Source organism: Sorangium sp. So ce131, assembly GCF_051519095.1.
In the GTDB taxonomy this organism is placed as follows: domain Bacteria; phylum Myxococcota_A; class Polyangia; order Polyangiales; family Polyangiaceae; genus Sorangium.
The window spans coordinates 13,405,552-13,429,276 of the sequence record NZ_CP150455.1; the positions used below are offsets into that span (position 1 = coordinate 13,405,552).

General features: G+C 74.7%; 17 protein-coding genes. 9 read left to right on the plus strand and 8 right to left on the minus strand.

The window, feature by feature from the left end; translation table 11 throughout:
- Nucleotides 1–82 precede the first annotated feature (82 nt).
- The 4 genes from WMF43_RS48785 (at nt 83) to WMF43_RS48800 (ending at nt 6,294) form a co-directional block, all read left to right on the plus strand.
- Entirely contained in the window at nt 83–1,774 is a 1,692-nt protein-coding gene (locus WMF43_RS48785; protein ID WP_437675745.1) for a protein kinase domain-containing protein, read from the plus strand.
- Nucleotides 1,771–4,626 carry a hypothetical protein gene (locus tag WMF43_RS48790; protein ID WP_437675746.1) on the plus strand — a complete coding sequence of 952 codons (2,856 nt, stop codon included), beginning with the start codon at nt 1,771–1,773 and terminating at the stop codon, nt 4,624–4,626. Before WMF43_RS48785 ends, WMF43_RS48790 begins: the two co-directional genes overlap by 4 nt.
- On the plus strand, nt 4,623–5,897 hold the full coding sequence (locus WMF43_RS48795) for a PEGA domain-containing protein (RefSeq protein ID WP_437675747.1): 1,275 nt from the start codon (nt 4,623–4,625) through the stop codon (nt 5,895–5,897). Before WMF43_RS48790 ends, WMF43_RS48795 begins: the two co-directional genes overlap by 4 nt.
- Before the next feature lie 115 nt (nt 5,898–6,012).
- Nucleotides 6,013–6,294 (plus strand): hypothetical protein, encoded by a 282-nt coding sequence (locus tag WMF43_RS48800; protein ID WP_437675748.1) that lies wholly within the window; start codon nt 6,013–6,015, stop codon nt 6,292–6,294.
- Nucleotides 6,295–6,414: 120 nt separating this feature from the next.
- Here WMF43_RS48800 and WMF43_RS48805 read toward each other — a convergent pair whose 3' ends face one another.
- On the minus strand, nt 6,415–8,877 hold the full coding sequence (locus WMF43_RS48805; RefSeq protein ID WP_437675749.1) for a beta-propeller domain-containing protein: 2,463 nt from the start codon (nt 8,875–8,877) through the stop codon (nt 6,415–6,417).
- Between the two features lie 231 nt (nt 8,878–9,108).
- Between WMF43_RS48805 and WMF43_RS48810 the strand changes: the two genes are divergently transcribed.
- From WMF43_RS48810 to WMF43_RS48825, 4 genes are read left to right on the plus strand one after another with little or no spacing between them, the layout of a single operon-like run.
- The gene (locus tag WMF43_RS48810; RefSeq protein ID WP_437675750.1) at nt 9,109–11,883 is read left to right on the plus strand and encodes a GAF domain-containing protein; all 2,775 of its coding nucleotides are present in this window, start codon (nt 9,109–9,111) and stop codon (nt 11,881–11,883) included.
- Between the two features lie 9 nt (nt 11,884–11,892).
- A complete protein-coding gene (locus WMF43_RS48815) occupies nt 11,893–12,744 on the plus strand; it encodes a Uma2 family endonuclease (protein ID WP_437675751.1) in 852 nt (283 codons plus the stop codon).
- Between the two features lie 15 nt (nt 12,745–12,759).
- Nucleotides 12,760–13,263 (plus strand): hypothetical protein, encoded by a 504-nt coding sequence (locus WMF43_RS48820; protein WP_437675752.1) that lies wholly within the window; start codon nt 12,760–12,762, stop codon nt 13,261–13,263.
- On the plus strand, nt 13,260–13,781 hold the full coding sequence (locus WMF43_RS48825; RefSeq protein WP_437675753.1) for a hypothetical protein: 522 nt from the start codon (nt 13,260–13,262) through the stop codon (nt 13,779–13,781). Before WMF43_RS48820 ends, WMF43_RS48825 begins: the two co-directional genes overlap by 4 nt.
- A gap of 480 nt (nt 13,782–14,261) precedes the next feature.
- Here the strand turns inward: WMF43_RS48825 and WMF43_RS48830 are convergent, their stop codons facing one another.
- The 3 genes from WMF43_RS48830 to WMF43_RS48840 form a co-directional block, all read right to left on the minus strand.
- Nucleotides 14,262–15,356 carry a hypothetical protein gene (locus WMF43_RS48830; protein WP_437684237.1) on the minus strand — a complete coding sequence of 365 codons (1,095 nt, stop codon included), beginning with the start codon at nt 15,354–15,356 and terminating at the stop codon, nt 14,262–14,264.
- A 156-nt stretch (nt 15,357–15,512) separates the two neighbouring features.
- Nucleotides 15,513–16,547: a tetratricopeptide repeat protein gene (locus WMF43_RS48835; RefSeq protein ID WP_437675754.1), complete on the minus strand. Its 1,035-nt coding sequence runs from the start codon at nt 16,545–16,547 to the stop codon at nt 15,513–15,515.
- Nucleotides 16,544–17,707 (minus strand): hypothetical protein, encoded by a 1,164-nt coding sequence (locus WMF43_RS48840; RefSeq protein WP_437675755.1) that lies wholly within the window; start codon nt 17,705–17,707, stop codon nt 16,544–16,546. Before WMF43_RS48840 ends, WMF43_RS48835 begins: the two co-directional genes overlap by 4 nt.
- 191 nt (nt 17,708–17,898) lie before the next feature.
- On the opposite strand from WMF43_RS48840, the gene WMF43_RS48845 reads away from it, so the two are divergent.
- Complete coding sequence (locus WMF43_RS48845) at nt 17,899–18,567, plus strand: hypothetical protein (RefSeq protein ID WP_437675756.1); 669 nt, start codon at nt 17,899–17,901, stop codon at nt 18,565–18,567.
- A gap of 30 nt (nt 18,568–18,597) precedes the next feature.
- Here WMF43_RS48845 and WMF43_RS48850 read toward each other — a convergent pair whose 3' ends face one another.
- From WMF43_RS48850 to WMF43_RS48865, 4 genes are all read right to left on the minus strand, one after another.
- The gene (locus WMF43_RS48850; RefSeq protein ID WP_437675757.1) at nt 18,598–19,419 is read right to left on the minus strand and encodes a DUF4142 domain-containing protein; all 822 of its coding nucleotides are present in this window, start codon (nt 19,417–19,419) and stop codon (nt 18,598–18,600) included.
- Nucleotides 19,420–19,834: 415 nt separating this feature from the next.
- A complete protein-coding gene (locus WMF43_RS48855) occupies nt 19,835–20,665 on the minus strand; it encodes a class I SAM-dependent methyltransferase (protein WP_437675758.1) in 831 nt (276 codons plus the stop codon).
- A gap of 173 nt (nt 20,666–20,838) precedes the next feature.
- Nucleotides 20,839–21,951 carry an NAD(P)H-dependent flavin oxidoreductase gene (locus WMF43_RS48860; RefSeq protein WP_437675759.1) on the minus strand — a complete coding sequence of 371 codons (1,113 nt, stop codon included), beginning with the start codon at nt 21,949–21,951 and terminating at the stop codon, nt 20,839–20,841.
- A 284-nt stretch (nt 21,952–22,235) separates the two neighbouring features.
- Nucleotides 22,236–23,699 carry a PAS domain-containing protein gene (locus WMF43_RS48865; protein ID WP_437675760.1) on the minus strand — a complete coding sequence of 488 codons (1,464 nt, stop codon included), beginning with the start codon at nt 23,697–23,699 and terminating at the stop codon, nt 22,236–22,238.
- Nucleotides 23,700–23,725: the final 26 nt, after the last annotated feature.

Consider the following 23,725-nt stretch of genomic DNA (forward strand, 5'->3'; position numbering starts at 1 on the left):
CCGGGCAGCCCCGGCCGGTTTGCGACGCACCGGGCTCTGTGCTGCGCCCCGCTCCCCGTGTACCCTCGTCCGGGACGGCCTCATGTCGACATGCCCTACGTGCCGGACCGAGCATGCGGATGCGGCCGCCGCTTGCGCGCAAGACGCCGCCACCCTCGAGCAGGACGCCGCGCTGCCGAGCGCAGATCCGGAGCTCGCGGCGGGCACGCTGGTCGGCGAGTACCACATCGAGGCGAAGATCGGAGAGGGGGGCTTCGGCACGGTCTATCGCGCCATGCACCCCATCATCGGCAAGGCGGCCGCGATCAAGGTCCTGAGCCGCCAGTGCTCGGCGAACCCGCAGCTCGTCTCCCGCTTCGTCGCCGAGGCGCGCGCGGTGAACCAGATCAGGCACCGCAACATCATCGATATCTTCTCGTTCGGCGCCCTCGAGGACGGCCGGCACTACTACGTGATGGAGCTGCTCGAGGGGATGACCCTCGACGCCTACCGGCGGCGGCGCGGGCGCCTCACGCCCGCCGAGGCGCTCCCCATCCTCGTGAGGATCGCGCGGGCGCTCGACGCCGCGCACGCCGCGGGCATCGCGCACCGCGACCTCAAGCCCGAGAACGTGTTCTTGGCCTTCGACGAGGACGGCTCCATCTTCCCGAAATTGCTCGACTTCGGCATCGCCAAGCTGCTCGGCGAGCCCGCGACGGCGGCGGCGCACAAGACGCGCACGGGCAACCCGATCGGGACGCCGCTCTACATGTCCCCCGAGCAGTGCCGCGGCAAGAACGTCGACCACCGGACCGACATCTACTCGTTCGGGGTCATGGCGCACGAGCTGCTCGCGGGCGCGCCGCCGTTCAACGCCGAGAGCGCGCTCGACCTCCTGATCATGCACACGTCGGATCCGCCGCCTCGCCTGTCGAGCGTGGCCGCGCACCTCTCGCCGGCGCTCGACGCGCCGCTCCTGCGGATGCTCGAGAAGGACCCGGCGAGCCGCCCTCCGTCGCTGCTCGAGGCGACGGCGGCGCTCGTGGAGGCCGCGAGGAGCGCGGGGTACGACGTGCCCGCCAGCGTGATGCGGACGGGCGACGCGGCCCTCGGGCACGGCGGCCGCGCCGCCCCGGCGGGGCCCGGCGCCGACGCGCTCGCCCCGACGCAGCCGGGGCCTGCCGCGGGCGCGGGGTCGGGGCCGCACGGGACCGAGACGGCCCTCGCGAGCCGGCTGGAGAGCACGCCGCCCGCAGCGCCGCGGCGGACCGCGGCGCTCGCCGCGGCCGCCGTCCTCGGCGTCGCGGCGGCGGCCGCGGCGATCGCGCTGCTCCTCGGGCGCGGCGAGCCGGCGGCCGACGCCCCGCGCGCGCCGGCGCTCGACGCGGGCGCCGCGCCGATCGCGGCCGCGCTGGTCCCGTCGGCCCTGCCGGCGCCCTCGGTCATGCCGGCGACCCCGGCGGACGGCGCCCCGCCGGCGCCCTCGGTCGTGCCGGCGACCCCGGCGGACGGCGCCCCGCCCCAGCCGCCGCCCGAGGTCGAGCTCCACATCCAGGCGACGCCGAAGGACGTCGACGTGTGGAGCCAGGGCAAGCTCGTCGGCAAGGCGCCCGGGCCGCTGCGCCTGCCCCGCGGGCGCGCCGCGACGCTCACCTTCAAGGCGCCCGGCTACGTGGAGCAGGTGCAGGAGGTCCCGGCCGAGGAGGACGGCGCGATCACCGTCACGCTGAGGCGGGCGGCGTCGACCAGGAAGGGCGCCGCCGGCCAGAGCGACCTGGAGAACCCGTTCCAGTGATCGGGCGGCCGAGGCGCGGCGGGAGGCCGCTCGGGCGGCCGAGGCGCGGCAGGAGGCCGCTCGGGCGGGCGATCGCGGGCGCCGCGGCGCTGCTCGGCGCGGCGGCGGTCGCCGCCGGGTGCGAGCCGCTCGACGAGATCGTCCCGGGCCGCTGCGGCAACGGCGTCGTCGAGCCGTCGCGCAACGAGGACTGCGACTGCTTCGACGAGACGGCGTCTTGCCAGGTCGAGACGGTCGACGCGCTGGGCGCGAAGGTGATGGCGACGTGTTACCCGCAGGGGAGCGAGAGCGCGTGCCGCTACGGGTGCGACGACGACGGCGAGGGCTGCCCGGGCGGGTGGGGCTGCGGGATCGACCGCGTGTGCCGCGCGCCCAAGGGCACGTTCACGCAGCTCGGCGCCGCGCAGCCGCTCGGCGCCGAGCGGCTGCTCGCCGGCGATCTCGACGGCGACGGCCGCGGCGACCTCGTGGCGGTCGGCCCGACGCACCTCGAAGCCGTCTACCACGACGCGAACGGCACGGTGGGCGCGCGGGTGTCGATCCCCTTCGCCGGCGGCCTGCCCGCGCTCGGGCGCCTCACGCCCGCGCTCGGGCGCCTTGGGCTCACGGAGGACGCCACCGCGGACCTCGCGCTCGGAGCGGGATCCGGCGTGGCGATCTTGAGCGGCCAGCCCGATCGCACGTTCGCCCCGGTGCCCGCGCTCGCGCCCGTGCTCCGCCTGGACGGGTTCGGCGAAGTGGATGTGAACAATCTTGCGTTCGGCGGCGCGCGCCTCGTGCCGGTCGGCAGCACGCGCGAGCAGGGGCAGGCGTGGGTCGCCCTGATCGCGGGGACGGACGCCGAAGGCGGCGCGGCGTCGGAGGACGTGCTCGCGGTCGGGCTGGCGACGGAGGCGAGCACGTCGCTGTCGCCCCTGGATCTCCGGCGCGGGAGGCGCGAGCTCGCCGGCCCGCCGGCGGTCGCGGACCTCGGCGGCGGTCCGTTGCACGAGGTCGCCGTCGCGCTCGCGGGCGACTCGGCCGTGCACGTCTACTCCCCGGACGACGGCGCGCACGCCGCGGTGGAGCTCCCGGGCGCCGCGCGGGTCGCGGGCGCGGCCTTCCTCCGCGACGTGACCGGCGACGGCGTGCTCGACCTGCTCGTCGGCGCCACGTGCGCGCAGCCCGACCCCGGCCTGCCCGAGGGCGCGGCCTGCTACGAGCTCGACGTCGCCGAGGGCGCGGGCGGCCTCGAGTTCGGCGGCCTGTCGCCGTACGGCGATCTCTCGCGCCGGGACGGCGGCGCGGGCGCCGCGCGCTCGTTCGGCCTCGGGCCGCCGATCGCGATCGGCGATCTCAACGGCGACGGGCAGATCGACGTCGTCGAGCCCGACGCGGTGAGGCTCGGCGAGCCCGGGCTCTCGCCCCCGTACCACGTCGCGTTCCAGCGGATCGCGCCCTCGAGCGGCCGACGCTGGACCCGCGCGGCGATCGCGGACGCGACCTTCGACGGCGTGCCCGACGTGATCGCGGCCGACGCGGCGGCGACGGGCCTCTCGTTCTTCCACGGCGCCGCCGGCGCGCTGCCCTCCGATTTCCGGCTCAACGAGCTCGTGATCCCGACGCGGGGCAACGTCTCGAGCTTCGCCATGGGGGACGTCGACGGCGACCTCCTGCCGGACGTCGTGTTCGTCGAGGGCGCCGGGAGCACGCCGTCCGGCGCGAGCCGCCCGGCGCTGTCCGTCAGCTTCGGCCGGTACAGGAAGGCGCCGGAGCCCCCGGCGCGGGTCGGCGCGCTCGAGGGGCTCCTCGACCTCGCCGCCGTCCGGCTGCCCCGGCCGGACGACGCCGTGGACGACGTCGGCCTGCTCTTCTCGCGCGGCGAGGGCGTCGCGATCGGCCTGCTCGAGGGCCATGGCTCGCGGTCGCTGCTGCCGGCGCTGCCGCTCGTCGGCGCGGGCGCGGCGCGGCAGGCAGGAGAGCGGCGCGCCTTGAGCAGCATCGCCGGCCGCTTCGAGGGCGACCGGGCGCAGGTCGCCTCCCTGACGGTCGCCGCTCCGAGCCCCGCTTCCCCCCGGGGCTCGGCCGAGCTCTGGCTCCTGCCGGCGCTTGATGCGGGCGCGGGCGCCCTCCTGAGCGAGGGCGAGCAGCCCGTCGTGCTCCCCCCGGAGCTCACCCCCTCCCGGGAGCTCGAGTGGGCGCTGGAGGGGATCGCCGTCGACCTGGAAGGCGACGGGAGAGACGAGCTCGTCCTGTCGCTGCCGGTGGAGGTCGTCGGGGACGATCCGGCCGCGCCGGCGATGCGGGGCGCGATCGTCGTGGCGCGCCACGACGGGCGCGGCGCGTTCGTCGTGACGCGGGTGCGCTCGGCGGGCGCCCAGAACACGGTGTACGCCGGGCTCCGCGCGGGGGACGTGGACGGCGATCAGCGGGTGGACGTCGTGGGCATCGCCTACCGGCTGGAGGAGGGGACACGCCGGATCACGGCGAGCAGGCTCGCCGTCTTCTGGAACCAGGGAGATGGCACGTTGTCCGGGCCGGTGGAGCTCGATCCTTCGGGCGGCGAGCCGGACGACCCGGAGAGCGCGGTCACGAGCGCCGACTTCGCCCGGATCCACGCGGGCGCCGGCGCCGGCGCGGCGCTCGTCCTGCTCACGCGCGGCGCCGCCTACACGCTCGGCGCGTGCGCCGGCGGCGCCGCCATCTGCTGGACGGGCGCCGACGGGCGCCGGTTCGCCGTCGGCAAGCTGGACGGCATCCCCGGCGGCTCCGCGATCGCGACGTGCGACGCGCTCGGCGACGGGGTCGACGACCTCGCGGTGCTCACGGACGGCGCGCTCCGCGTCTTCGAGGGGGCGCCGATCCGCCGATGAGGGCCTCCTTCTGCCTCGCGCTCACGCTCCTCGCGGCGGCCTCGCTCGCGCCGCGCGCGGCCTCGGCCGAGGAGGACGTCGAGCAGGCGAAGGCGCTCTTCAACGCCGGCGCCCAGGCCTACGCCGCCACGCGGTACGGCGACGCGGTGCAGTCCTTCGAGGCGGCGTACAAGAAGGCGCCACGCCCGGCCCTGCTCTTCTCGCTCGCCCAGGCCTACCGCCGGCTGTATGCGGTCGAGCAGAGCCCCGAGGCGCTGCGGGCGGCGATCGCGAACTACCGGCGTTACCTGGAGCAGGTCCCGCAGGGCGGGCGCCGCGCGGACGCGGCCGAGGCGCTGAGCGAGCTCGCCGTGATCGCCGCGCGCCTCGACGCGACCGCGGCGGCCGCGCCCGCGGCGCCGGCCGCGGCGGAGGTGAAGGCCGAGGCGCCGCCCGAGGTCAGGCCGCGGGCCCGCATCAGCGTCACGTCGCCGACCGCGGGGGCGCGCGTGTCCCTCGACGGCCGCCCGCCGGTCGACGTGCCGATGATGGCGGAGGTCGAGCCGGGCAAGCACCGGATCCGGATCACGGCCGAGGGGTACGTCGCCGAGGAGCGCGAGGTGGTCGCGGTCGAGGGCGACCTCACCGGCATCGACCGGGAGCTGCGCGAGATGCCGGCGCTCCTCGAGGTGAAGTCCCCCCGGGGCGTGGAGGTCACGCTGGACGGGCGCCTCCTCGGCACGACGCCGCTGCCGCTCATCCAGGTGGCCCCGGGCACGCGGTTCATCGTCGCCATGAAGAACGGCCACAAGCCATTCTCGCGCGCGCTGTCGCTCGGCCGCGGCGAGCGCCGCGTCGTCGAGGTGGTCCTCTCGAGCAGCGTGCAGCGGAAGGTGTCGTATGGCCTGTTCGCGGTGGGGACCCTGTCCGCCGGCGTCGGCGCGATGACGGCGCTCGCGAGCCTCGAGCACCAGGACGCGGCGCGCGAGATCGCGGGGAAGCGCAACGAGCGGGGGATCTCGGAGCGTGAGCTGAAGGAGTACGAGCAGCAGCTCGGCGAGCGCGACGATCTCGCGAACGCCAGCTCGGCCCTGCTCAGCACCGCCGCGACGTTCTGGCTCGGCGGCCTGGCGCTCTACCTCTTCGACACGCCGAGCCCCCCGCCCCCGCCGCTGCCCGCGCGGACGGAGCCCTCGCCCTCGCGCCCCGGCGGCCCGATGCTCGAGCTCTCCGCCACGCCGATCCTCGGGCCGGGGCTCGGCGGTGTGGGGCTCAGCGGCCGGTTCTGGTGAACCCGGCGCGGCGGATCACGCACCGAACCGGGCCCCGGCGCTGCGGCCAGGACAGGGCGTAGAGGCGCCGGGATCCGCGCGCGAGCCGCGGGGCCCTTCGTGCTAGCGTGCCCGCATGGCGACGAACGAGCGAGAGCAGGCGGCCGCGACGGTCGAAGGCGAGGTCCGCGAGATCGATGAAGGTGTGCTGAAGGATCTCGAGTCGAAGTACACCGACGTGGCGTGCCCGATCCACGGCGGCCCGCCGGCCTTCGAGCTGGCGCCCGACGGATCGGTCGTCGAGCGCTTCTGCTGCCCGGACCTGCTCGCGATCGTGCGGGAGCTCCAGGTCGCCGCGGGCGAGCGGCCCGCGCCTGCGACGGACGACGAGGACGAGGACGAAGAGGCAGGAAGCTAGCGGCGGGTCTTCGAGGCGGGCGGGGCGTGCGCCCCTGCCGCGCGGCCTTCCCGGGCGGCGCTGCGCCCGCCCGGTCCGGCGCGATCTGCTGCCGGGCGGGCGGGCGCTCGCGGTGAATCGTCAGCCGTCGATGCCGGTCTCCGGCGCGGGCGTGAGCACGCCGCATCCGCCCCACATCGAGGTCGGGACAGGCAGCGCCACCGAGGCCGCCGGCGTCTCGAGGTCGTCGAGCGCGTTCGCGACGACGCCGCCGTACGAGATCGAGTAGACGTGATCCTCGATGAAGAGGCCGCGCCGCACCTGGTAGCCGAAGTAGCCGTAGCACGGGTCGGACTCGGCGCCGAAGAACGCGCTGTGGTCGACCGCGCCGAGCCGGCTGATCCCGTCCTCGAGATCGACGCTGAAGAGCTCGAGCGTGCTCTTCATCTCGAAGGTGTCCGGCGAGTAGCTCACGAGCGGGATGGCGAGCACGCCGCGCTCACGGTCGTACGTGAACGCCTTGTGGTTGTACGACGCCTCGGAGGACGCGTACGTCGCGTCGATCGTCGCCTTGTGCAGCTGCGCCGGCTTCGCCGGGTCGCTGACGTCGAAGATCTGCAGCGCCAGGTCGGTCACCTCGCCGTCCTCGGTCCCGTCGCGGCCGATCGTCAGGAGGTGCCCGTCGTCGAGCGGGTGCATGTACTCGCTGAAGCCGGGGATCTTGAGCTCGCCCGCGACGGCGGGGGCCGCCGGGTCGGCGAGGTCGATCACGAACAGCGGGTCGACCTGGCGGAACGTCACGACGTAGCCGCGGTCGCCGACGAAGCGGGCCGACTGGATCGTCTCGCCGGGGGCCAGGCCCGTGACGGCGCCGACGCGCGCGAGATCGTCCCCGCGGGCCTCGAGCACGAACACGTTGTTGGCGGTCGTCCGCTCGGTCGCCGAAAAGAGCTGCTCGGTCGTGGCGATACGGAGCTTGCCGTCCTGCTCATCGAGCGAGAACTGGTTGCGGACGACCCCTGGCACCGAGCCCGAGGCGACGTACTGCGGCTGGCTCGGGTTCGCGGTCAGGTCGAACTTGTGCACGTGCGTGAGGCTGAGGCTCACGAGCTCCTCGCCGAAGCCCTCCGGCGACGGGGGCTCCTGCCAGCCCTGCGCGGCGACATAGAGGGCGTCCTGGCTCGAATAGACGGTCTCGCTCGCACCGATGATCGAGGTCGACGCCGGGTCGGCGCTCAGGTGCTCGAGGTCGATCGACTCGATCTGCGTCAGGCCGTAGGCCGTCGTGCCGACCGCCGGGATGTAGAAGTCCGAGCAGCTCGCCTCGAGCAGCGTGACGGCCTCTCCCTCCTTCTCGAAGCGGTGCGGCAGCCACGTCGAGACGGAAGCCGCCTCGATGATCGCCGTGTTCTCGGCGCGGAGCTGCTCGAACGCCGCGGTCCACTCCTCCTGGGTCGAGGGGTACTCCGTCAGGTCCGCGGGCCAGTAGTTGAGCGCGGGGCCGTGGGCGCCGCCGCTCAGCACCGTGCGGACGTGCTCGCCGGCGCGGCGCGACGAGGTGTAGTTGCCCTCGAAGTAGAGCTCCTTGACCACGCTGGGGCCGCCGCTGGCGAGGCTCAGCACGGTGATCTTCGTGAGCGGGGCGTAGACGTACGACTCGTCCGGACCGACGGGGACGCCGGGCTCCTCGGGCTTGTCCGGGTCGCTGGCGCCCCCGTCGGGCGGCGGCGCGTCGAACTCCCCTGCAGGCGGCGGATCGTCGCCCTCCGGCGGCGGCGGCTCGGCGCCCGGGGTCGGCGCCGGCTCGTCCGGGGGGGTAGCCGGCGTGTCGCTCCCGCTGCCGCTCGAGCTCCCGCTGCCGCTCGAGCCCCCGCTGCTGCTCGAGCCTCCGCCGTCCGCGGGCCTCGGCTCGCCCGCCGGCCCGTCCACGGCGATGCCGGGCACGGCGACCCCGCCGCGGATCACGTAATCGTAGTACTCGGACCGCGGCTCGACCCCCGCTCGTTCATAGATCGAGGGACCGTTGACATTCGAGTAGACGACGACCTTGTCGTCCGTCACGAACATCTCGAACGGATCGCCCTCGAGCGCGAGCGAGCTGCCCACCGCGAGCGACGAGGCCGGCCACGAGGTGAGCGTGACGAAGGTCTGCCCGTGGAGCAGGTAGATGTTGTTGCCGTCGGTCTTGACGATATCCGCCTCATCGACGCCGGCGACCTGGGTGTTCGTCTCGGAGTGCGACGGGGCATCGGCGTCTTCCGCTGCTCCCCCGAGGTCGCCGCCGGGCGCCGAGCTGGGATCGGCGGGGGGGGTGGGGGCGGGCGTCCCGTTGGGCTCATCGTTGACGGCCACCTCGTCGCCGCGGCCCGGGTAGTAGCCGTACGTGGCGTAACTCGCGATCATCGCGTCGATCTGGGCGTTCATCTTGGCGAGCGCGTCCTGCTTCAGCGACGCTTCGAGATCCTCGCAGGACCGAGCGCGGCGGAGGGGCGCTTGCGTGTCGTCGGTGTCGACCGGCGACGTGGTGTCGACCACGCATCCAGCGGCGAGGACGCCTGTTGCAACGAGGAGCCAGAGAGAGGAATGGGCGCGGTGTGTTCGCATGGTGCTGGCCACATTCGCAAGGACCGAGCCAGGCGCCCGAGCCCTCGGCGCCGCTCGATTTCGGCACGGATCGGCGGTGGTTCGCGGCGCGAGGCGCGACAACCATGGCGGCCCGCCGCGGCCTGGCACATGTGCCAGGGGACGAAGCCGATCTCGGAGCTCGGTTTATCCTGTCTGCAACTCTACAAATGCTTGGGCATTCGGCCTCGCGCGTTCTGATAGGCTCGCGCGGTGGACAGCAACCTGGAGGCTCCTTCGCCGCCTGATCGCCCTGCAGCGCCCCGGCGTGGTGAGGATCTCCTCGACATCGTCCCACAGAGCTCGCTCGTCAGGGTCGCGGCGCTCGCGGCCAGGTCGCTGCTCGTCCCGATCGCGCTGATCACGCGCCGCGACGGGCGCCTCGCGGGCGGCGTCGGCGTGCCCGAAGGCTGGGGGGCGGACCCTCGGGGCCCGCTCCCGCAGGCGGCCCTCGACCACGTTGCGCGCGGCGATCTGCTCGCCGTCGAGGATGCCCGGCTCGATCCCGCGCTGCGCGACGGCCCCGCGCTCCGCGAGCTCGGGGCGGCGTCCTGGCTCGCCGCGCCGCTCCGCGGGGGGGACGGGGCGTGCGTCGGCGCCCTGAGCGTCCTCGACCGCCGCGCGCGCAGCTGGGAGGAGCGGGACGCCGGCATCCTCCGCGACCTCGCCGCGCTGCTGAGCCAGGAGATGGAGCTGCGCGAGGCGGCCGCCGCGTCGGCGCGCGCGGCCGGGACCGCCGAGCGGCTCGAGGTCGTCACCGCGGCGCTCGCGGCGGCCGCGACGCTCGAGGACGCCGCGAAGGTGGCGGTCGAGCAGATCGGGGTCGCCCTCGGCTCCTCCGCGGGCGCGCTGGCCGTCCTCGACGTGGAGGCGCAGTGCCTCCGCGTCGTCGCGGGCCGCGGCCTCAGTACGGCGGCGCTCGCGCCCTACCGGGCGATCCCGCTCTCCGTACCGCTGCCGGTCACCGACGCCGTGCGCGACGCGGCCCCGGTGCTCGTCGGGTCGCCGGAGGAGATGCTGGCGCGTTACCCCGGGGTGGCGTCGACGTTGAACCTGGCGTTCCGATCGTGGGCGACGATCCCGCTGCTCGTCGAGGGGGTGGCGATCGGCGCCCTGTGGCTCTCCTTCGAGCAGCCCCGGACGTTCGGCGGCGAGGATCGGCTCCTCATGATGACCGTCGCGGGGCAGACCGCGCAGGCGATCGCGCGCGCGCAGCTCTTCGAGGCCGAGCGGCAGGCGCGCGCGCGCGCCGCGCGGCTGGAGGCCCTGGCGGCGGCGCTCTCGACCGCGACGACGCTCGAGCAGGCCGCGCAGGTCGCCGTCGAGCAGATCACGACGGCGCTCGGGGCGCAGGGCGGCGCCCTGGGGGTGCTCCACCCCGATCCCGGCGCCGTGCGGGTGCTCGCGTGGTGCGGGGTCCGCCCGGCGCGCTCCGACGGCTTCCGGGTGATCTCGCTCGACGAGCCGCTCCCGGCCACGGACGCCGTCCGCCACGCGCGGCCCATCCTGCTCAGCTCGCCCGAGGCCCTGACGGCGCGTTATCCCCACCTGGAGGACCTCGTCGAACCGCAGCTCCGGGCGTCGGCGGCGATCCCGTTCCTGCTCGAGGAGCGGGCCGTCGGCGTGGCCTGGTTCCACTTCGCCGAGCCGCGCGAGTTCACCCGGGAAGACGAGGCGCTGATGATGACCATCGGCCACCAGGCCGCGCAGGCGATCGCGCGGTCGCTGCTCTTCGAGGCGGAGCGCGCCGCGCGGGCGCTGGCCGAGAGCGCCGAGCGCCGCAAGGACGAGTTCCTGGCGATGCTCGGCCACGAGCTGCGCAACCCGCTGGCGCCCATCCTGACGGCGCTCGAGCTGATGCAGCGGAGCCAGGACGGCGGCGGAGAGCGCGCCGGCGTCGTGGGGGAGCGCGCGCGCGTCGTCATCGAGCGCCAGGTGCGGCACCTGGAGCGCCTCGTGGACGATCTGCTCGACGTCTCCCGCATCACCCGGGGCAAGATCGCGCTGAAGCCGGAGCGCCTGCGCGTGGCGGAGCTCGCGGCCAAGGCGATCGAGCTCGCGAGCCCGCTCCTCGAGCAGCGCAAGCACCGGCTCGAGGTGCTCATGCCGCCCGAGGAGCTCGTGGTCGAGGGCGATCACGTCCGGCTCGTGCAGGTGCTGACGAACCTGGTGACGAACGCGGCGAAGTACACCGACCCCGGCGGGCACATCGCGGTGTCCGCGGAGCCGCTGGGCCGCGAGGTGGTGATCAAGGTCCGCGACACCGGCGCCGGCATCCCTCCGTCGCTGCTCCCCCACGTCTTCGACATGTTCGTCCAGGGGCCGCAGCGGCTCGATCGGGAGAAGGGCGGCCTCGGCCTCGGCCTGACGATCGTGAAGCGCCTGCTCGAGATGCACGGCGGGTCCGTGGAGGCGCGCAGCGACGGGCCCGGCGAGGGGAGCGAGTTCATCGCGCGCCTCCCGCGGGCGGCGCACGGGCGCGGCGCGCCGCCCGAGCCCGCGCAGCCGGGCGCGCGGCCGCCCGCCGCGCGCAGGCGCGTGCTCGTGGTGGACGACAACGACGACGGCGCCGAGCTCCTCGCGGACGCGCTCACCACCGCGGGGTACGCCGTCAGCGTCGCGCTCGACGGCCCCTCGGCGCTCGACGAGGCGCGGCGCTTCCGGCCGGAGATCGTGGTGCTCGACATCGGGCTCCCGGTGATGGACGGCTACGAGGTCGCGCAGAAGCTCAGGGCCGAGGTCCTGACGGACGCGCGCGTGGTGCTGATCGCGCTCACGGGCTACGGCCAGGAGCAGGATCGCCTGCGCGCGCTCTCGTCGGGGTTCGACGAGCACCTGGTGAAGCCGGCCAGCGTCCAGCAGGTCCTCGGGGCGATCGCGCAGGCCACGGCGCGCCGCGACCCGGCGGCCGCCGGGGCGGGGGTCGCTCCCGGCGCGCTCGAGAGGAATGCGCCGGGCGGGAGCTCCCCGGAGCCGCGGCAGTGCTAGCTTGCCCGCGTGGCCCCATGTAAGCGCTTCGAGTTCCTGCTCAACGCCCGGCGGGCGCCGCGCGCGCTCGTGCTTCGCGATCTCTCGCCGGAGGAGGCCGGCGCCGCGATCGACTGGTCCGGCTGGTATTTGCCCGACGACGCGGAGCGCCCCGACAAGGCGGCCAGGGCCGGGGTCGTCCGCCTGCTGCTCTCGGTGCTCGCGCAGCTCGCGCGCGAGCGCGGCTGGGTCGACTGGTATGCCGGGACCGACCACGCCTTCGCCTGGGTGCGGGGCGAGCCGCTCGTCCGCGTGCTCCCCGACCTCTACGTCCTCGATCATCGCCCCGTGCCGCCGCTGCCGCGGCAATGGCAGACCTGGCTCTCGGGGCACCGCCCGCCGCGGTTCGCGCTGGAGATCGTCGCGGGCGACTGGCGCCGCGTGTACGAGGAGGCGCCGGCGAAGTACTGGCAGCTCGGCTGCCCCGAGCTCTTGCTCTTCGATCCCGAGGCCGCCGCCGCCCGCGCGCCGCTCGCGCCGCACGGCGAAGAGCGCGTGCCGCTCCAGCTCTACCGCCGCGAGCCGGACGGCACGTACCTGCGCGTGCACGCCGGCGCCGACCCCCTCTGGGTCGAGGCGCTCGACGCCCACCTCGTCGTGCTGAAGGACGGCCCGCACCCGGCGCTGCGCGTCGCGCGGAGCTCCCGCGCGACCGACCTCGTGCCCGCCGAGGAGGAGGCGCTCCGCGCCGAGGGCGAGGCGCGCGCGGTGGAGCAGCGCGCCCGCGCCGCGGAGCAGCGCGCCCGCGCCGCCGCCGAGGCGCGCGTGCGCGAGCTCGAGGCGCGCGTGCGGGACCTGGAGGCCCGCGTGGCGCGGCGGTGAGGTTATACTCCGCGCATGACCCCCGAGACGGCGTATTCCGTCGCGACGCGGGCGCGCGCCCTCCGCGCTGGGCTCGCCCCCTCGATGGATCCCGTCGCAGCGGCGACCGCGGCGCGCCGCCTGTTCGAGGACGCAGGCGACGACGTGCGGGTCCGGTGGCTCAGCCTCGAGCTCCACGGTTACGGACCCGCCATGTCGGCGATCGGCCCGCTGCCGAAGGTGCTCTGTGTTGCGCCGCACGACCGGCTCGCGGCTCACGTGGCGGCCTACCGGACGCAGCGCGCGACCCGCCCTGGCTCCCCTGACCTCGTGCACTTCTTCGTCGAGGCGCTGCCTGAGCTCGTTGCAGCACGGCAGCAGGCGAGCTCTGTGGCAGGCGCCGAGCTCGAGCTCTCTTTTGGACCGGATCCGGGATCGAGCGAGTATCCGACGACGGCGACGTTTCCACGCAACGTATTCGAGCGCGTGCTCGAGGGGTTCCTCGCGGCGCTGCACCTCCAGCTCGGCACGCTCGGATGAAGATCGACCTCGAGGCGCTCGTGGAGCTTCACCCGGGTCTGCCCGACGAGGTGGCTGGGATGATGGCGTTCGGTGCGGCGGTCGCGCTGGGGCGCAGGCACGAGCCCGGCGTCCTCCTGGCGCTCGATCTTGCGGGGAAGTCGAGCGATGACGAGCTCGTATGGCGGAAGCGGGGCGCCGTGACGGCAGACAAGATCGACGAGAAGCGCGCAACAGAGGAGGGCGCGGAGGGCATCGCGCTCGGGATCGTGGGCCATCACCGGCCTCGATGGCGGCTCGTCCGACGATTGCAGTCGGGGCGGGGTGAACGCGCGGACTGGCTCTTCGCCGGACCGAACGGCGCGTTCATCGTCCTGGAGATCAGCGGGACGGACGCCGCGGCGATCGGCCCGCGCGAGAACGAGAAGCGCGCCCAGGCGGCTTCGTCGGCCGCCGCTCGGCGCGCGGCCGCTTGCGTGGTACGGTTCCTCGAACCGCGGGCATCGTTGTGGGAGACCGAGACGGATGAACCTTGCTGAGCTGAACCGTCGCGTGACATCGGCGATCTTTCGGGCGGAGCGGTTCGCGGAGGGATCGCGGGAGGCGCAGGACGCTTACCGAGAGGTCTCCCTTCTCGAGGAGAACATCGCCAGCCAGGCGGGCCCCGCGGAGGTCGAAGGAGCGATCGCCCGGGAAGGAGCTGTCCGTGCGGCTCTCCGGGCAGGGGAGCACCTGCGCGCCCTGAGCCTGGCGACCCGCTACCTCGAGGAGGATGGCGCCGCGGAGGGGCTGCGTGCGGAGCTTGAGGCGCTTCGGGCTGAGGCGGACAAGGCCCTGCCGGACGGCGCGGCCGAGGTGAGGCCCGTTCGTTTCCGTATCGCGGCGTAACCCGGTCCCGGGCGGGCGGTAGGGTCGCGCGGGGCCACCGTGGCTCCCGGAGCGCCCCCGGAGCGCCGCAGCGATACGCAGTCCGCGCGACGCCGCCGCGGGCTCGCCGCGCTGCGCGCGCGCCGCCCGGCCTACGCCGGCCGCAGGATCTGTCGCACCGACTCCACGTCCGCGACCCGGTGCAGCACCGGCTGCAGCCCGGCGCCCGGGGCCTCGCCGAAGGCGCCGCTCGCGGCGACCGCGCGCGCCCGCGGGCCGTCCAGCACGAGGAACACGTCGCGCAGCCCGCCGGCGCCGGGCGCGTCGATGACGTCGACGATGCGCGAGCGGTCGAGGTGCAGCTCCTCGTCGCCCCGCTGGATGAGCACGCGCCGGTCCGTGATCAGGTACCGCGTCCGCGCCGCGAGCCGCGCCGGGCGCACCACCGACATGTAGAGCATCGCCGCCCCGGCCGCGATCAGCAGCACGATCGTGAGCGACAGCGACGCGACGAGCGCCACGAAGGACACGCTCTCCGGATCCATCCCCGCCGCGGTCACGATGCGGAGGCTGCGCACGGCGTGCACCGCCGTGACCACGGCGAAGCTGCCGAGGAACAGGCCGATCGCCACGGACCCGACGCCGCGCAGGCCGGTCGGGAGCCACTTGTGCCAGCCGTCGGCCGGGTGCGCCGACCAGAGCACCCGCTCGCCCTCGTCGAGGCGCTGCGAGAGCAGCCGGTGGCCGTCGCCCGCGGGCGCGGACGGCACGACGCCCCGCAGGATCGCCCAGAGGCGATCCGGGGCCACCACGCCGGGGAGCACGATCGACAGCCGCCGGCGGAGCGCGCCGGTCGGCACCGCCCGCACGAGCTCGAGGTCGCCGACGCCGGGGTGCTTCGGGTGCCAGTGGATGCGCGCGTAGCTGATCGACCGCCGCTCGATCGAGCGCCGGAGCTTCCCGCGCTGCACCACGATGTGCCGGTCGGTGAGCAGGTACTCGAGCTCCGAGCGCCACCAGCGGGGCAAGTAGCTGAACGCCACCGCGAGCGTCGCCATCCAGGCCGCGAAGGCGAGCAGCTGGGTCGGCGACGAGCCGAGCGCCTTGCTGACCACCACGGCGGACGCGGTGCTGATCGCGGCGGTCACCCCGCACACCGCCGCGCTCACGGAGTGGACGAGCGGCGTCGCGACCACCTTGGGCCGCCCCGACCACAACACCGGCTCATTGAACACCGAGTCGCGCATCTCCACGGATCTCCGTTCGGGGTGAGCTGGACCGGGGCCGCCCCCGCGCGCGAGGGCGGCCCAAGCTAAAGTGTACCTGCAGGGCGGGATCGTAAAGGGCGTCCGAGCCGCCTCGCTCTTGGACGGAAGCGCGGGCGGCACGATGCGGCGGGCACCTCAGCGCCGCTGCGGCGCCGCGGGCGCCGCCTTGCGCAGCCGTTTCACCGTCTGTTCCCGCTCCCGCTCGCACTGCGCGCGCCGCGCCTTCGCCAGCGGCAGCCAGTGGTCGCTGGCCGGGGCCTGCGCGATGTACGACTCCCACGCCGCCACGGCCTGCAGGTACGACTCGGCGCGGGCGGAGCCGAGCTCGGCAGCGCGCGCCGCGGTCCAGTGGCCGAGCGCGCTGTACCAGGCCTCGTCGTACGGGGGCACGTAGAACCAGCCTGAACCGTGGATCTGCTGGTCCGCCCGGTCGTAGGTCCTCGCGAGCCGGATGTGCTCGAGGGCGCCCTCCAGGTCGCCCGACCGATCGAGCGCCACGGCGAGGCCCCAGAGCGTCGTCACGCCGTAGCGGAACATGTCGAGCGACCCGAGCGTGGCGAGCGCGGTCCGGTACCCCTCGACCGCGGCGGTGATGTCGCCGAGCACCATGAACGCCTCGGCCTGGTTGGCCAGGAGGAGCGCCCGCGAGGCCGCGTGGGGCTCGAGCGCGAGCGCCTCGTCGTACGCCTTGATCTCGTCGTGGTACCTGCCGAGCCGCGCATAAGCGACCGCGAGCGCGTGCCACGCCGCGGCCCGGGCGGGCGCGGGCGGGTCCGTGCGCAGGAGCGCCTCGAGCGCCGCGGCGGCGCCCTGCACGTCCCCGAGGTCCTCGAGGATCGAGGCGTAGCGGAGCCGCACCGCGTAGTCGCGCGAGGTCGCGGCGCCGGCGCGCTCGTAGAGGGCGCGCGCCTCGCGCAGCCAGAGCGGGCCGATCTCCTCGACGCGCTCCAGCAGCGGCGAGCGCCGGAGCCGCTCGTACCGGGCGAGGAGCCCGTCAGCCTGGGAGAGCAGCGCGGCGCGCTCGTCGGCCTGCGGATCCAGCGCGCGGGCCCAGACCGTCGGCGCCGCGGCGCTCGTCGCGGGCGCGGCGCCCGTGGCGAGCGCCGCGAGCGCGGCGAGCGCCGCGGCGCCGAGCGGCCGGGGGAGCCAGCGCGGTCGCCGGCGGCTCATCGCCCGCCTCCGGCCCTCGGCCCGGGCGCCGGCGCGTTCTTCGTAGAGGGCGCGCGCTCGCGCGGGCCGCGTCCGGCCGCCCCCGGGCCCGCGGCGCGCCCGCCGCCGCCTGCGCCCTTCCGCAGGGCGTCGAGGCGCGCGCGCGCCGCCGCGGCCCAGGGGCCCTGGCCGCCGGCGCCCGACAGGTACGCCTCCCATCGCTCGATCGCGGCGGCCGGCGCGCTCCGCTCCAGCGCGAGCGCCTCCAGGGCGAGCCGGTCGTCCGGGGAGGCGAGGTAGTCGACCGTGCGCAGGCGCGCCGCCGCGCCGGCGACGTCGTCCGCCGCGTGCTCGCGCGCCGCCGCGCCGGCGTGGGCGTCGAGCGCGCGCGCCGGCCCCGCCTGCACCGCCGCGGCCGCGCCCTCGAGCGCGGCGTCGGCCTGCGCCCTGTCGCCGGCGCGGTCCAGCGCGAGCGCGAGCGACAGCGTCACGTCGCGGGCGAGCTGCGTCTGCGCGCGGTGTCGCGCCTCGCGCAGGTAGGCGATCGCCTCGTCGAGCCCGGCGCGCGCGCCCTCGGCGGGCGGCGAGGCCGCGGCGGCGCCCGCGGCGGCGCCCGCGGCCATCGACAGGTGCGCCGCCTCGAGCAGCACGAGCGCGCGCTGGTCCGCGGTGGCCAGGAGGTCGATCCGCGGGACGAGCGCGCGGTAGATCGCGATCGCCTCGCCGCGCTGGCCGGTCCGCGCGAGCGCCCGGGCGAGGTCGTGCAAGGTGTGCGGGTCCTCGACGCTGCGGGGGTCGATCTGCCGCGCGAGCGCGAAGGCGCGCGCGGCTTCCTCGGGCGAGCCGAGCGCCAGGGCGGCGCGCGCGAGCAGGACCTGGGGCGCGGCGTGGCCCGGGAGGAGCTGATCGGCCTGGCGCGCCGCCTCGCGCGCCGCCTCGGCGCCGCCGCCGAGCTGCGCCTGGGCTCGCGCGAGCAGGTCGCAGTAGCGCGGAAGATCCGGCGAGCGCGCGCGCTCCCACACGGTGGGCCCCCGGGCGATAGCCCGGCTCGACCGGGCCGAGCACTCGGGGGGCCGCCCTGCGGCGGCCGCGGCGGCGACGAGATCGCCGCTGCCCTGTCCGCCGTGCGCGGCGAGCGGAAAGGCGAGGAGGGCCGGGAGCAGCAGCGCGCCGAGGTGCACGCGGCGAGTGTACCAGCGCCGCGCTCTCGAGGCTCCCGCTGGCCGAGGGCGCAGCGCTGCGATCCGGTTGATCGCGCGGGCGATGCTCCGTTATGGTGCCCGAGGTGACAGCGCCGACGGGGGGCGTTCGCGGGCCGTAGTGCGCCGGACTCCGCAGCCCTCCTGCCTCGCGGCCGAGGAGGATCGACATCATGGGCGAGGTGATTCGCAAGGACGCGCCAGCGGACGACATCATCGGTGACGTGCGCGCGACGCTCCACACCGCTTCGGCGAAGGGCGGGTCCCTGCGCGAGCTCGCGGAGCAGCGGCTCGTGCCCGTGCTGACGCTCTTCGACGGCGTCGAGGCCCAGCGCAACGCCGCGCGCGCCGAGGCGGAGCCGCTGCTCGCCAAGGTCGAGGCCGAGTCCGCGCGCGCCGACGACGCGCTCGCCAAGGTGGCCGACGACGTCTGGAACGCCGTCGGGCGCCCCACCGCCGACCCCGCGCTGTCCATCCTGTTCCCCGGCGGGATGGCCTACTTCGCGGACCACGAGGACGGCGACCTCACGGGGCAGCCGGACCGCCTGGAGGTGCTCGCGCAGCTGCTCGGCTCGGGGATCCACCCGAAGCTCAGCCTGGACAAGGCGCAGGCGGCGGCGGCCGAGGTGAAGTCGGCCGCCGCGGCGCTGCGCTCGACGGTCGAGGCGACGCGGCTCCCGCTCGAGCGGCTGAGCGTGCTCGATCGCATCCGCGCGGCGGTGGCGAAGAGCGCGCACATCGAGCTCGTCCACCTGAAGCGCCTCTACAAGGCGGCCGGCTTCAGCGAGGCGGAGATCCACGCCGTCATCCCGGATCGCGGGCGGGCGCGGCGGCGGCTGTAAGCTGCCCGTCCGCCCGCTCGCGCCGGCGGCTCACGGGCGGAAGCCAGGATAACCCGGATAGGGAGAGTACGGGTACGGCGCCGGGCTGTACGGCGTGCTGCGGCCGTAATAACCATAAACCGGCGACCCGTAGGGAGAGTACGGCGCGGTGCCCCTGTAGCCGTAATACGGCGCGCCGGGCGGGGAGTACGGCGCGCCGGGCGGGGAGTACGGCACACCGGGCGAGTACCCAGGAGAGTAGTATCCTGAAGGATAACGAGACTCCGGCACGTAGCGGGTGTCGACGAGCGACAGGAGCGATGTCGCGAACGCGAGGTGCTGCGACGCGGCCGACCGGATGTCCGGAACGAGGTGGGAGATCCCGGGCTGGAGCTCGGGCCCGACGACGGCGAGCTGCTCCTGGATCTCGCCGAGGAACTCGCGGTGCACCTGGATCTGGAGGTTGATGTACGTCCAGTCGAAGGCGTCCCCCGTCAGCCCCTCGAGGCGCAGCTTGTCCTGCGTCGCCTGGTCGATCAGCGCCAGGCTGATCGGGTTGTCCAGCGGCGTCATGCCGAGCTGCGCGAGCGTGGCCGCGAGCTGCTGGCCCGCGGCGGTGTGGTGATCGAGCATCGTCTGGGCGAACTCGCGGACGTACTGGTCTGTCGCGCGGGTCAGGGCGATCTGCGCCTCCGTGATCTCGAGCGCGTGGAACGCCGTGAGCACGGCGGCGAGCTCGGGGCTCGCCAGCGTGAACGCCTGCGCGGCGGAGTCGACCGCCTCCTCCGGAACGTCCCAGTCCGCCGCCTCCGGCTCGCCGTCGTCCGCCGCGATGGAGCAGGCGCCGGCCCCGCCCACCCAGAGAGCTGCCAACCATGCAAAACGAAGAGAATCGACTCGAATGCTCATAATCCCCCCATGTCGATGACGGAAGCGGGTCCGGCGCAGGAGCGCTCGGCGGTGATGCCTGGCCCGCCCCGTCACCTATCTTGAACCAGCGCCGGGAGACGCAAGCCGCGAGCGCATCAAAGTTTCATGGCCCAGAGGCGCGCAGGATCGGCCGAAACCTCCGCCGAGCGCGACGGCCCCCCGCGGAGCTGCCACACCGCCCCGTCGATGAACGGAATCGAACGCTGCGCGCGTGGAGCGCCTGGAGCGCGTGGAGCGTGTCGAGCGCGTCGAGCGCGTATCGAACGTGGAGAGTCGCCGGCGCCGCTGGCCAGGGCGAGCGGCGCTGTCGCAGGATCGACGCGCGGGTGCGCCGGCGCTCGGCGCGCCTGGACGGGACTCAGCCCGCGTGCGGGGTGTACGCGGAAGGCGGCGCGGTCTTCGCCGGCTGGCGGGCCACGACGCCGACGGCGCCGTAGTAAATGCCCCACGCCCTCGGATCGGCCGCGAAGCGGGCATAACCGGCGAGATCTTCCTCGCTGACGAGCCCGGTCGCGAGGTACTTGTCGCGGAGCTGGACGGCCGACAGACTCATGATCTCGGCGAGCGCGTGGCCCCCATGGCACAGCGGGACCTCGGTCTCGACGAGCTCGAGGGCGAGCCCTCGCGCGGTCAGGAGCGCGGGCAGTCGCAGGCCGATCCCCGGATCCTTGCCGCCCGCCTCGAACATCGCGACGATCGACCGATTGACCCGCTCGAAGGCCTCGATATCCGCGCCGGACGCGCCTTTCGCCGCGGTGAAGTCGGGCTCCTCGACGACGAGGCGGCCGCCGGGCTTCAGCGCGGCCACCATGGCGTCGAGCAGCGCCTCGTAATCCGGGCTGTGGACGAGCACGTAGCGGGCGTGCACCACGTCGAACCGAGCCGCGTGGAGATTGAGCTCTCGGATGTCGCCCTCGATGATCCGGACGCCCGGCAGCTGGGTCGCGTCGAGGAACCCGGCGTCGAGATCGATCGCGACGACCTCGCCCTCGCTGCCCACGCGCTCCGCCATCCAGGCGGCGATCGAGCCCGCGCCCGCGCCCACCTCAAGGCAGCTCCATCCAGGACCCATCCCGGACGCCTTGAGCAGGTGCCAGCTCGCAGGATCGGCGACGTCCTCGATCCGCCTCAGGCGCTCCAGCTCTCGCTCACGCTCGGCCCCTGAAAATGTGTACGCGCTGTCTGCCATAAGAACATAATAGTCCATTCCACATGGCGAAGACGTGATCTTCGGCATGTGTTGTGATCGCGATGACATCCCGGCGGTGGTGGGCGCGGGGGAGTACACGGGGCCATGTACATCCGCAATCAGGAATCGGATGAGTGAAGCTCGCTCCGGCGCTCGCGCCGCGGCCGCCCTGGTCATACGGCGGGTGGCGCGGCGCGCGGCCGGAGGCGCGGGTCGCGGAGGACGTGGTCCGTCTCCTCGACGAGCGTCCGGAGCAGCTCGGCCGCGGGCAGCCGGCGCGCCGAGGCGGCGTTCTGGCCGGCCCAGAGCGCGAGCAGATCGGCCCTGCCGGCGGCGCCGGCGGCGCGGCGCAGCGGCGACGTGAGCCAGTTCTGCGCGGGGTAGGGGAGGATCTCGTCGAGGTGATCGGCGAGGGCGAGCATGAGCTCGTTCTCGATGCCTCGCGCGTGGCGCCCGGAGAACACCCGGGTGAGTCGGGTCACCCGCGCTCGCGGGGTCCCGAGGAGCTCCTTGTGGACCGCCGGCGCGCCGGACTCCGGCGTCGCCAGGAACGCCGAGCCGATCTGGACGCCCTCGGCGCCGAGGGCGAGCGCCGCCGCGATGCCCCTGCCATCGGCGATGCCGCCGGCGGCGACGACCGGGACGCCCACCGCGGCCGCGACCTGGGGCACGAGCGACATGGTGCCGACCAGCGACGCCTCGACGGGCCGGAGGAACGAGCCGCGGTGGCCGCCGGCGTCGCTCCCGGAGGCGACGACGACATCGACGCCGGCGTCCGCGAGCGCCGCCGCCTCCTCGACCGTGGTGGCGGTGCCGAGGGTCTTGATGCCGCGCGCCCTGGCGGCCGCCAGGATCGCGCGGTCCGGCACGCCCATGACGAAGCTGAAGGCGGGGGGGCGGGCCTTGATCAGCGCCTCCGCCTGCGCCTCGAAGCGCGGGGCGAACCGGTCGGGCATCCGCGGCTCGGCGAGGCCGAGCTGCTCGAAGTAGGGGCGGAGGCGCCCGGCGATGCGCGCGAGCTCGGGCTCCGAGACGTGCGCGTCGTCCTGGCCCGGAATGGGCACCCAGAGGTTGAGCGCGAACGGCCTCGACGTGCGCCCGGCGATGTCCTGCACCGTGCGCTCGATGTCCTCCGGCGGGAGGTTCACCGCCCCGAACGAGCCGAGCCCGCCGGCGTTCGAGACCGCCGCCGCGAGCGCGGCCGTCGAGTGGCCGCCGCCGAAGGGGCCCTGGAGGATCGGGAGCTCGATGCCCAGCGCGCCGGTAACACGGGTCTTCGTCCACATACCAGATCTCCTCTGCGGGCCGCGCGCCGGGGCGCTCTCGCCTCGTCGCGCGGGATGGCGTCGCCCGGTCTCGTTGAGAGAAGCCGAGGTGTCACGGAGGGCAGAGAGGGTTTATTTCTTTCAATCTGGAGCCCCCGCGACCCCGTGGCGTCATGCTCTTTACCATGGAACCAGGGGCGGTCAGCGGTGAACGCGCGGGCGCTCGGTCAGCGGTGAGCGCGCGGGCGCTCGGTCAGCGGTGAGCGCGCGGGCGCTCGGTCAGCGGTGAACGCGCGGGCGCTCGGTCAGCGGTGAGCGCGCGGGCGCTCGGTGGGCCGGAGGGCGTGGGCGATGCCGCTCTGCAAGGTGCCCAGCGTGATGATGCCGGAGAGGTCCGCGCCGAGCTCGACCAGGGACCTCGCCACCTCCGGGCGGATGCCCGTGAGCACCACGCGTGTGCCGAGCAGCTGGGCGGCGCGCGCGGTCTGCGTCAGCGCGTCGGCGACGTGCATGTCGATGGCGCGCACGCCGGTGATGTCCAGGATCGCGGTGTGGGCGCGCTGGCTGCTGATGCCGGCGAGCAACGTCTCCATGATCTGCCCCGCGCGCGCGCTGTCGACCGTCCCCACGAGCGGCATCGCCAGGACGCCGTCGGCGAGCGGGATGAGCGGCGTCGACAGCTCCCGGAGGGCCTCCTGCTGCGTGGCGATGATCGTCTCCTGCAGCGCGGCCCGCTCGGCCTCCGCGCGCTTCAGGGCGGTGACCTCCGTCACGATGCCGCCGACGCCGACCGCCTCCCCGATCTCGTTGTGGACCGGGAACTTGACCGAGACGAAGTGACGAGGAGCCCCGTCGATCAGCGCGGTCTCGTCGTACTGCATCACCCGGCCGCTCGTGAGCACCTCCCGCTCCTTCGCGCCGATCTGCTCGGCGACGCCGGGGATCACGGCGTTGACCTCATGGTCCGTCTTGCCGAGGACCTCGAGGATGTGCCGCCCGAGCGTGCGGGCATAATAGCGGTTGAGGAACACATAGCGCCCCTCCGCGTCCTTGACGAAGATGGTGCTCGGCGAGTTGTCCACGAGCTGCAGGAGCAGTTGATACCGCTCCTCCAGCAGGCGCTCCCTTTGCCGCGGATCGCTGGCCTCATCCACGATGGCCGCGATCTCTCGCGCGTCGCTCCCGTCTCCGCGCAGCACGGCGTAGGTCCACCGGCACGTGATCGCGTCTCCATCGCGCGTCCTGCCCTCGCTCGTGATCGTCGCGAAGAGGCCCTCGGCGCGATCGTGATCGAACGCCTGCGCCGCCCGGGGCGTCACCGGATCCGCGGCCACGAGCTCGGAGAGCCGGCGGCCGACGGCCTCGGCCTCGCTCCAGCCGAAGATGCGCGCGGCGCCCTCGTTCCAGCGCGTCACCGCTCCATCGATGCGCCAGTGGATCAGCGCCGGAACCCACGTGGCCCCGAGCGCGAGCGGCGCGAGCGCGCTCGCGGACGACACGCTCCCTGGCGCTCCGTCGCGCCCGCGGTCGCCGCGCCGACTGGCCAGCTCCGCCTCCAGCGCCTCGACCCGGGCGCGCAGCGCGGCGTTCTCCGCCCTGTAGTCGACATGGGGCTCGGTGTGCGTGGATGCCCCACCTGGCAACGCGATCCCATCGAGCTGGCGGCGCCCGTCTGCCGTGCCCGATGCTTCCCAGCCGCTGTCTCTGGACATCCAGTCCACGGCGCGCCCGCTCGGTCCGGACGTCCAATCGCTCTCGTCGCGGCTCATGCTCGCTCCTCCGCGCGTCGTCCCTA

Bases quoted from the DNA above. Each gene is read 5' to 3' on its own strand.
- WMF43_RS48785 (WP_437675745.1), top strand. From the start codon at position 83: ATGTCGACATGCCCTACGTGCCGGACCGAGCATGCGGATGCGGCCGCC.
- WMF43_RS48795 (WP_437675747.1), top strand. From the start codon at position 4,623: ATGAGGGCCTCCTTCTGCCTCGCGCTCACGCTCCTCGCGGCGGCCTCG.
- WMF43_RS48800 (WP_437675748.1), top strand. From the start codon at position 6,013: ATGGCGACGAACGAGCGAGAGCAGGCGGCCGCGACGGTCGAAGGCGAG.
- WMF43_RS48805 (WP_437675749.1), bottom strand. From the start codon at position 8,877: ATGCGAACACACCGCGCCCATTCCTCTCTCTGGCTCCTCGTTGCAACA.
- WMF43_RS48820 (WP_437675752.1), top strand. From the start codon at position 12,760: ATGACCCCCGAGACGGCGTATTCCGTCGCGACGCGGGCGCGCGCCCTC.
- WMF43_RS48825 (WP_437675753.1), top strand. From the start codon at position 13,260: ATGAAGATCGACCTCGAGGCGCTCGTGGAGCTTCACCCGGGTCTGCCC.
- WMF43_RS48830 (WP_437684237.1), bottom strand. From the start codon at position 15,356: ATGCGCGACTCGGTGTTCAATGAGCCGGTGTTGTGGTCGGGGCGGCCC.
- WMF43_RS48835 (WP_437675754.1), bottom strand. From the start codon at position 16,547: ATGAGCCGCCGGCGACCGCGCTGGCTCCCCCGGCCGCTCGGCGCCGCG.
- WMF43_RS48845 (WP_437675756.1), top strand. From the start codon at position 17,899: ATGGGCGAGGTGATTCGCAAGGACGCGCCAGCGGACGACATCATCGGT.
- WMF43_RS48855 (WP_437675758.1), bottom strand. From the start codon at position 20,665: ATGGCAGACAGCGCGTACACATTTTCAGGGGCCGAGCGTGAGCGAGAG.
- WMF43_RS48860 (WP_437675759.1), bottom strand. From the start codon at position 21,951: ATGTGGACGAAGACCCGTGTTACCGGCGCGCTGGGCATCGAGCTCCCG.
- WMF43_RS48865 (WP_437675760.1), bottom strand. From the start codon at position 23,699: ATGAGCCGCGACGAGAGCGATTGGACGTCCGGACCGAGCGGGCGCGCC.